At 71.5% G+C, this 7505-nt stretch carries 8 protein-coding genes; 3 read left to right on the top strand and 5 right to left on the bottom strand.

Annotated features, from left to right (window positions below):
• The 5 genes from D183_RS0118865 to D183_RS0118845 all read right to left on the bottom strand — a co-directional run.
• Positions 1-504, bottom strand: a 504-nt coding sequence (locus D183_RS0118865) for a DUF5691 domain-containing protein (protein WP_026144647.1), incomplete at its 3' end; no start/stop codon positions are given.
• Complete coding sequence (locus D183_RS0118860; RefSeq protein ID WP_232757313.1) at positions 501-1844, bottom strand: SWIM zinc finger family protein; 1344 nt, start codon at positions 1842-1844, stop codon at positions 501-503. The genes D183_RS0118860 and D183_RS0118865, both read right to left, overlap by 4 nt.
• A gap of 225 nt (positions 1845-2069) precedes the next feature.
• Positions 2070-2468 (bottom strand): hypothetical protein, encoded by a 399-nt coding sequence (locus D183_RS28060; protein WP_232757312.1) that lies wholly within the window; start codon positions 2466-2468, stop codon positions 2070-2072.
• A 76-nt stretch (positions 2469-2544) separates the two neighbouring features.
• Positions 2545-3795 carry a sensor histidine kinase gene (locus D183_RS0118850; protein ID WP_017910368.1) on the bottom strand — a complete coding sequence of 417 codons (1251 nt, stop codon included), beginning with the start codon at positions 3793-3795 and terminating at the stop codon, positions 2545-2547.
• Positions 3792-4481: a response regulator gene (locus D183_RS0118845; RefSeq protein WP_017910367.1), complete on the bottom strand. Its 690-nt coding sequence runs from the start codon at positions 4479-4481 to the stop codon at positions 3792-3794. The genes D183_RS0118850 and D183_RS0118845 overlap by 4 nt, the downstream gene beginning before the upstream one ends.
• A 109-nt stretch (positions 4482-4590) precedes the next feature.
• Here D183_RS0118845 and D183_RS0118840 point away from each other — a divergent pair, with 109 nt between their 5' ends.
• From D183_RS0118840 to D183_RS0118830, 3 genes are all read left to right on the top strand, one after another.
• A complete protein-coding gene (locus D183_RS0118840; protein ID WP_026144646.1) occupies positions 4591-6051 on the top strand; it encodes an efflux transporter outer membrane subunit in 1461 nt (486 codons plus the stop codon).
• A 29-nt stretch (positions 6052-6080) separates the two neighbouring features.
• Positions 6081-6899, top strand: a complete 819-nt coding sequence (locus D183_RS0118835; RefSeq protein WP_017910365.1) for a MipA/OmpV family protein — start codon at positions 6081-6083, stop codon at positions 6897-6899.
• Positions 6900-6922: 23 nt separating this feature from the next.
• The coding region (locus D183_RS0118830; protein ID WP_017910364.1) for an efflux RND transporter periplasmic adaptor subunit at positions 6923-7505 on the top strand (583 nt) is incomplete at its 3' end.

Below are 7505 nucleotides of genomic sequence, written 5' to 3'. Positions count from 1 at the left end.
CGGCCCCGCCGCTACCGCATCGGCGGCGTAGGTCCACTCCGTATTGCGCGCCGCGAGCCAGCGGCCACGCGCGCCCAGCACCGGGCGCAATCCGCCCCGCAGCGCGCTCAGGCGCGCGCCTGCGTCCAATGCCTGCGGCAGTACCACGACCGGCAGATGCTGGCCGCGTGCGGCCAGTTGCAGGCAGGCTTCGTGGCGAAGGCGTTTCAGCCACGCTGCGGGCTGCGCGCTGGCGAACATCGCCCGCAACAGCGGCACCCAGGCATGGTCTGCGGGCAGCGCTTGCGGATCGGGCGGCGCGGGCGGCGGTAGCGGCAGTGGCGCGCCGAGACGCAGCGCCGCACGCCGGCAGGCGGCCAACGCGCCCACCTGCAGGCTGTAGCCCAGTGCGGCATCGTCCTGCGTGGCGATGGCGGCGAGCACCTCGCCGAGTGCGCCATCGAGGGGAATCCGTTGCGGGCGATCGATACCCAGCAGCGCCGGTTTCAACCAGGCCTCGTTCATGCCGCGCTCCTTTCCCAGCGCTCGCCCTGCGCGTTCCACGCGCTGAGCGGCCACAGCGTGTCGCCGTCCCACTCGCCCATCAGGCAGACAGCATGACCGCCGGCGAACGCGAGCAACGCCCAACCCTGCATCGCGGGCAGCTGCAACGGCAGGCTGCCTTCGCTGTGCTGCGCCCGGACGCTGCGGCCGTCGTGCGCGATCTGCGCCTCCTGCAGACGCATCGGCACCTGCGGCAGCCATGGGTTGAGCGCATGCGCACGGGCGGCGGCGTCCAGGGTGTCGGTGCGCGGCAGCGCGGCGCCGGCCCCCACGCCGGCATCGAGTTCGCCCGGCACGGCGCGCAACGGCACCGTACCCGGAAGGAAATGCAGGCAGCCGGCATGCACATGACCGTTGCGCCACTGCTGCTCCCATCCGCGCCCCCCGTGGCTGTACTCCTGCAGCAGCGCGGGGCGGCCGCTGTCCAGGCCCTGCAGCCAGACCCGGCGTTCGAGCAGATTGCCCGGCTGCTCGATCAGGTGCTGGCCCTGCACATGCCAACGATCGTGCACCGCCTCGCCTTCGCGCAACACCGTGTCGCGCTCCAGCGGCCAGCCCAGCGCGGCACGCAGGTCCGCCTGGCGCGCGGCGCTGAAATCCCCTGCGCGCGGCACCGCCTGGACCAACAGTTGCAGCAGGCCGAGGCGTTCGCCGAGGTCGGCGAGCTGCGCGAGATCGCGGCCGCCCTCGCCCACGGCACGCTCCAACTGCGCGGCCAGGCCGGGAGCCTGCGCATCGACCATGCGCGCCATCATGCGCCGCGCGTCCTGGTCGAATTCCGCGCCCAGATTGGCCAGGCCCTGGCGGAACTGGTCGGCGATCCAGCGTTGCAGTTCGGCCGCGCCGGCCTGCATGCGCGCCCAACGCGCCTGTTCGCGCCTGGCCGCCGCCGCGGCCTGGACCTGCGGATCGGGCGGCGGCTTGCTGGCGGCGACTTCCTCCTTGCGCGCCGCGCGTTCGCGACGTCCCTGCATCCATTCCTCGACCCATGCCGGGCGGGTGCCCGGCACGCAGCGCGGGTTGCCGTCGGCATACAGCAGCAGCATGGCCAGCCCGTGCTTGCACGGAAACTTGCGGCTGGGGCACGAGCAACGGCTGACCAGCGCGACCAGGTCCACCTGGGTCTGGTAGGGCTTGGCGCCACTGCCCTGGCATTCTCCCCACAGCACCTCGGCGTCGGCGCCGAGCAGGCCCCACTTCCCGTCCGTGGCCAGGCCGGCGGCCGCCTTGGCCGATGCCGCATCCGGCGCAAGCGCGAGGACCTGCTCGCGCGTGAGTCGCACTTCCATATCCTTACTCATCTCAGCGTCTGGTCGATGATAGCCGAGGTCGTGTGGCAATCAGCGACATGGTCGGCGCCGGACACGCGGCACGCGGGCGGCTGCCTCGTTGGCCCACCGACCGCGTGTGCCTTTGCGCTGACAACTGGGCATGCGACGCCGGTCGATGGCGCCTGTCATTCCCTCGCTGGCAGCGGTGTCACGCACTCCTCGCATATCGCACTGTCGCACCTGCGGCCGTGGGGTTCAGCCGCCCCGCGCCAACCGCCGCCGGATCTGGGCGCGCTGTTTCGCGCTGAACGCAGCGGCGTGGGTCTGCAGCAGCGCGATCACCGCCGTATGCGCCGCCTCGGTGCGGCGTTGCAGTTCCCGGGTGGCGGCGTGCTCGATGGAGCGCCATTCGGCGGGGGTGGTTCCGGTCGGGATGGCGGTGCTGGCTACACGCATTGCGGGATCCGGTTGCGGCATGGGGCGGCCGATGCAGTGTCGGCCTTGATGCACTTTACCGCCAAGCCGGTCATCGGTGGTTCGTGCCGCGTGGACAGCCAGATGCAGAACCGCATCTTCGCTCCGCAGTTCGGCGCGTGGACGTGCCGCGACCGACGGGTTCATCGACGAGGCGCCGTTTGCCGCGACATCGAGCATGGGCACTGCGATGGAGCGAATTGTGCGCCACTCCCGCTGGCCAAGCCCCCGCTACATCCCACAGCCGTTGCGAGCCTCAGGCCAGGCGCTTGCGTGGGTTCGCCGCGGACGCACCTGTGACCAGCGCATCCGCGTCGCCGGCAGGCGCATGCGGCAGGCGCACCCGCGCGCACAGCCCGCCGCCCGCGCGGTTGGCGAACTCCAGCGTGCCGCCGTGGGCCTGGCAGATGGCCGTGGCGATCGACAGGCCCAGTCCGCTGCCGCCGGAATGGCGTGCCCGCGAATCGTCGGCGCGCCAGAAACGGTCGCCCATCCGCGCCAGCGCTTCCTCGTCGACGCCAGGACCGCGATCGGCCACGCGGATCAGCACGCCATCGGCATCGGCCTGCGCCTCCAGCGCCAGTTCGCCGCCGGTCGCGGCGTAGCGCAGCGCATTGTCGATCAGCACCGACAGCACCTGGCCCAGGCGGTCGCGGTCGGCGCTGATGTGCAACTGCTCGGGAATGCGCACCTGCACCTGCATGCCGGCCTCCTGCAGCGGCTGCGCCGCCCAGGTCAGGCGTTCGCGGACCAGGGCGCCGAGTGCGAACCGCTGCGGCTCCAGCATCAACTGGTTGGCGCGGGCCATCGACAGCAGGTGCAGGTCGCCGACCAGGCGATTGATCTGCTCCAGCTGGCGCTGGACCATGCGCAACTGCTCCTCGCTGCTCGGGAACACCTGGTCGAGCATGCCCTGCACCCGCCCCATCGCCGCGTTGAGCGGGGTGCGCAGTTCGTGCGCCAGCATCGCGCTGGACTCGCGCACCTCGCGCTCGTACCGCTGCAGTTGCGCGCTCATGCCATTGAAGTCCGTCGCCAGCCCGGCCAGCTCGTCCGGTGCGCCGGGCACCACGCGCGCACGCGCGGCGAAATCGCCATCGCTGATCCGCCGCGCCGCCTCGGCCACATTGGAGAACTGCCGCGACAATGGTCGCGAAGCGAGCAGGCCGCAGACCACGATCACCGGGATCGACGCCAGCACCATGCCGGCCAGCAGCCACCAGTCGCGGCTGGCCAGCCCGGGCAGGAAGTCGGCCACGTCGTAATAGGTTTCGAACAGTTCCCACAGGCGCCGCGCATTGCTGTGCGGATCCTCGCGCAGCTGCAGCATCTCCTGCCGCGCCTGCGGCGGCAGGCGGCTCAGGGTGGAGACGTCCCAGATCGCGAAGCGCAGCACCATGCCCAGCGCGATCGCGATGATGGTCAGCACCGCCAGCGCGCTCATGCGCAGGCCTACCCATTGCCACAGCGGGGCGTGGCGTTTGCGGCGGAACCAGGCCCATTTCATCGGAAGCGGTAACCGATGGCGCGCACCGTCACCAGCAGCCCGGTGACCTGCTCGTGTTCCAACTTCTTGCGCAGGTTGTGCACGTGCGCATCCACCACCCGCTCCAGCGCATCGCTGTCGGGCAGGCAGATCTCCAGCAGTTCGCTGCGGGTGAAGGCCTTGAACGGCGTCTTCATCAGCGTCGCCAGGATGTTGAATTCGGTCGGGGTCAGTTCCAGCGCCACCTCCTGCCCGTCGGCGTCGCGCACGGTGGCGCGCACCGCGGCGGTGTCCACGATGAGGCGCTCGTGGCGCAGCGGCTCCTCGCTGGCGCGCGCCGGCCCGGCGCGGCGCAGCACCGCAAACACCCGCGCCACCACTTCCTTGGGGCTGTACGGCTTGACCACGTAGTCGTCGGCGCCGTAACGCAGCGCGCCGAGCTTCTCCGGTTCGTCGCCCATCGCGGTGACCATGATCACCGGCGTGTCGCTGCTGCGGCGGATCGTGGACAGCACCTCGGTGCCGCTGAGCCGCGGCAGCATCACGTCCAGCAGCACCAGGTCCGGCTTCCACTGCGCATGCACCGCCACCGCCTTCTGCCCGTCCTCGGCGATGGTGACCTCGAAGCCGTCGCGGCGCAGGTAGGCCTCGAGGATGCTGGCGCTGTCGGCATCGTCTTCGACCAGCAGGATCTTCTTCGCGTGCATTGCCCGGTGCCCGTGTTTGACGTCTTGATGGAATCTTGAAGATTCCTAGAAGGCGGCTTGAACATGCCCGCCGATGCTGGCAGTCGAGTTCGATCACCCGACCGCTGCCATGATTCTATCGTCCCTGCCGCTTCTCCCGTGTCGCACCCGCGTCCTGCTCGGCCTGCTCGCGCTCGCCCTGGGTGGCTGCTCCCTGGCGCCGGTCTACCAACGCCCGCAACCGGCCCTGCCGCCCACCTTCGGCGCGACCAACGCGACCGCGGCCGCCGCACCGGATCGCGGTGAGAGTGCGCTCACCGACCAGGAACTGCAGTTCGTACGGACATTCTCGCCGCAGCACGACCTGGCCCCGCTGCTGACCCAGGCGCTGGGCCATGACCCGGACTTCCGCAATGCCGTGCTGACCGTGCAGCAGGCGCGCGCCCAGTACCACATCGAACGCGCGCAGCAGCTGCCGCAGCTGGGCCTCGATGCCCAGGGCGCGCGCCGCAGCTACGACGACGCGGCCACGCAGGCGCGCTATGGCCAGAAGCTGAGTACCGTCGCGGTCGGCGTGGATGGCTTCGAACTGGACCTGTTCGGCAAGCTGGCCTCGCTGTCGGCGGCGGCGCAGCAGCGTTACCTGGCCTCCGAAGAAGGCCGCCAGGCGGCCCGCGGCGCGCTGATCGCCGAGGTGCTGCGCGCCTACACACTGGAGCGTGCTGCCCTGCAGAGCCAGCAGCAGGCGCAGACCATCGCCGAGCGCAGTGCGGCGCTGCTGGCGATCGCCACGCGCCAGCAGGCGGTCGGGCTGATCTCCCGCGATGCGCTGGACCGCCAGCGCCACGACGACGACCAGGCGCAGGCGCGCGCGCAGCAGGCCACCAGCGATCACGCCGCCGCTCGCCGCGCCCTGCAACTGCTCGCCGGCTACGCCACGCCGGACGGCGCCGGCACCTTGCAGGACCTGCTGCCGGGTGCCGGGCAGGACGACGGCCGCACCTGGCGCGACCTCGACTCGCAGCTGCTGCTGCAGCGCCCGGACATCCGCCAGGCCGAGGCCGAACTGCGCGCGCGCAATGCCGACATCGGCGCCGCACGCGCCGCCTTCTTCCCGTCGATCCGCTTGAGCACCTCGCTGGGTACCGCCAGCGAGGCATTGAACGGCCTGTTCATGCCAGGCAGCCGCACCTGGAGCTTCATGCCGCAACTGGTGCTGCCGCTGTTCGACGGCGGCCGCAACCGCGCCAACCTGGACATCGCACAGCTGCGCAAGGACGGCGCGGTGGCCGACTACGAGAAGACCGTGGAAGCGGCGTTCCGCGAGGTCGCCGATGCGCTGGATGCGCTGCCGGCGCTGCAGCAGCGCGAACGTGGCGAACGCACCAATCTCGAACGCGAACGCCAGCGCGTGGCGCGCCTGCAGCAGCGCGTCGCGCAAGGTCTGCAGGACCGCCCCGAGCTGCTGGCCGGCGACATCCAGGCCGCGCAGGCCGAACTGGAGCATCTGCAGGCGCGCCAGGACCTGCTGCTCGATCGCATCGCGCTGTTCCGCGCGTTCTACGGCGTGCCGCTGCCGCACGCGCCCTGATGACCTTTCCCCCGCACGAGGTTGCTCCGATGAAACATCTCCTGTCCGTTCTGTCGCCCACGCTGACCGTGGCGTTGCTGGCGCTGCCGCCCGTCGCGCACGCCGCAGACACCGATCCAGCCCCCAGCGCCGGCCTGTTCGGCGACCGCACCCAAGTGAGCGTGGGCGCCGGCGCCATGCTGACTCCGCGCTATCCCGGCTCCGCCGACCACCGCGTGCAGGCGGTGCCGGTGTTTTCGATACAGCGCGGCATCCTGTTCGCGGACACGCTGCGCGGCGCCGGCGTCCAGTTCCAGAACGCGCACGGCTTCTCCGCCAGCCAATCGTTCGGCTACGACCTGGGCCGCCTGCAGCGCAACAGCAGCTGGCGCCCCGGCTCCAAGCGCCTGGCCGGCATGGGCGACGTGCCCGGCGCGATCACCGCGCGCAGCCTGGTCATGCAGCAGCTCACCCCGTACCTGGCGCTGGACGCCGAGGCGGAGTTCGCGCTGAAGGACGGTGCGCGCCGCAACCGCTACCGCGCCGGCGCGCGCTTCACCCTGATGCAGGCGGCGGCCGACAACGTGACCCTGGACCTGGACGCGCACGTCGGCGACCGCCGCTTCAACCAGGCGTACTTCGGCGTCACCGAGGCGCAAAGCCTGACCAGCGGATTCCAACCGCACCGCGCCGATGCCGGCGTGTACGCCTACACCGTCGGCGCCGAATGGGATCACACCCTGTCGCCGCACTGGACAGCCTCGCTGCTGCTCAACGCCACCCGCTACGTCGGCCCCGCCGACGGCAGCCCGGTGGTGCGTCGCCGCGCCGCTGCCGGCGGCGGCGCCACCGTCACCTACACCTTCTGAACGTTCTCGGGACACCGCCGATCATGACCCTGCGCCCCACCCTGCTTCTCACGCTGTGCCTGCCGCTCGCCGTGCTGGCGCTGTCCGGCTGCGGCCGCGAGGCCGCACCGCCCGCCGACGCGCCGCGCGCGGTCAAGCTGGAAACCGTCGGCAGCGATGCCGCGCGCGACAGCACCCGCTACCTCGCCCAGGTGCGCCAGCAACAACGCGCCGATCTCGGCTTCGAAGGCGGCGGCCGCATCGCCGCCATCGCCGTGGACGTGGGCGACCGCGTGCGCACCGGCCAGGTGCTCGCACGCCTGGACCCGGAACCGAACAACCTGCGCCTGCAGCAGGCCGAGGCCGGCGTCGGCATCGCCGCGGCAGACCTGCAGCAGCAGCAGACCCAGCTCGCCCAGCAGCAGGCCATGTTCGACGACGGCGCCGCCGCGGCCGCGACCCTGACCGCGGCCAAGAGCGCCTTCGCCGCGGCGCAGGCGAAGGTCCGCAGCGCGCAGTCGGACCTGGCGCTGGCGCGCCGCGCGGTGCGCCAATCGGAACTGCGCGCACCGTTCGACGGCAGCGTGGTGGCACGCCTGCAGCAGCCCGACAGTCTTGTGAGCGCGG

The organism is Xanthomonas sp. SHU 199, assembly GCF_000364665.1.
Lineage (GTDB): Bacteria > Pseudomonadota > Gammaproteobacteria > Xanthomonadales > Xanthomonadaceae > Xanthomonas_A > Xanthomonas_A sontii.
The sequence above is the reverse complement of the archived record's forward strand: the minus strand, read 5'-3'. Positions and strand labels throughout refer to the sequence as shown.

What these genes read in the sequence shown, in the direction of transcription:
- D183_RS0118860 (WP_232757313.1), bottom strand. Translation starts at nt 1,844, where the DNA reads ATGAGTAAGGATATGGAAGTGCGACTCACGCGCGAGCAGGTCCTCGCG.
- D183_RS28060 (WP_232757312.1), bottom strand. Translation starts at nt 2,468, where the DNA reads ATGCTCGATGTCGCGGCAAACGGCGCCTCGTCGATGAACCCGTCGGTC.
- D183_RS0118850 (WP_017910368.1), bottom strand. Translation starts at nt 3,795, where the DNA reads ATGAAATGGGCCTGGTTCCGCCGCAAACGCCACGCCCCGCTGTGGCAA.
- D183_RS0118845 (WP_017910367.1), bottom strand. Translation starts at nt 4,481, where the DNA reads ATGCACGCGAAGAAGATCCTGCTGGTCGAAGACGATGCCGACAGCGCC.
- D183_RS0118840 (WP_026144646.1), top strand. Translation starts at nt 4,591, where the DNA reads ATGATTCTATCGTCCCTGCCGCTTCTCCCGTGTCGCACCCGCGTCCTG.
- D183_RS0118835 (WP_017910365.1), top strand. Translation starts at nt 6,081, where the DNA reads ATGAAACATCTCCTGTCCGTTCTGTCGCCCACGCTGACCGTGGCGTTG.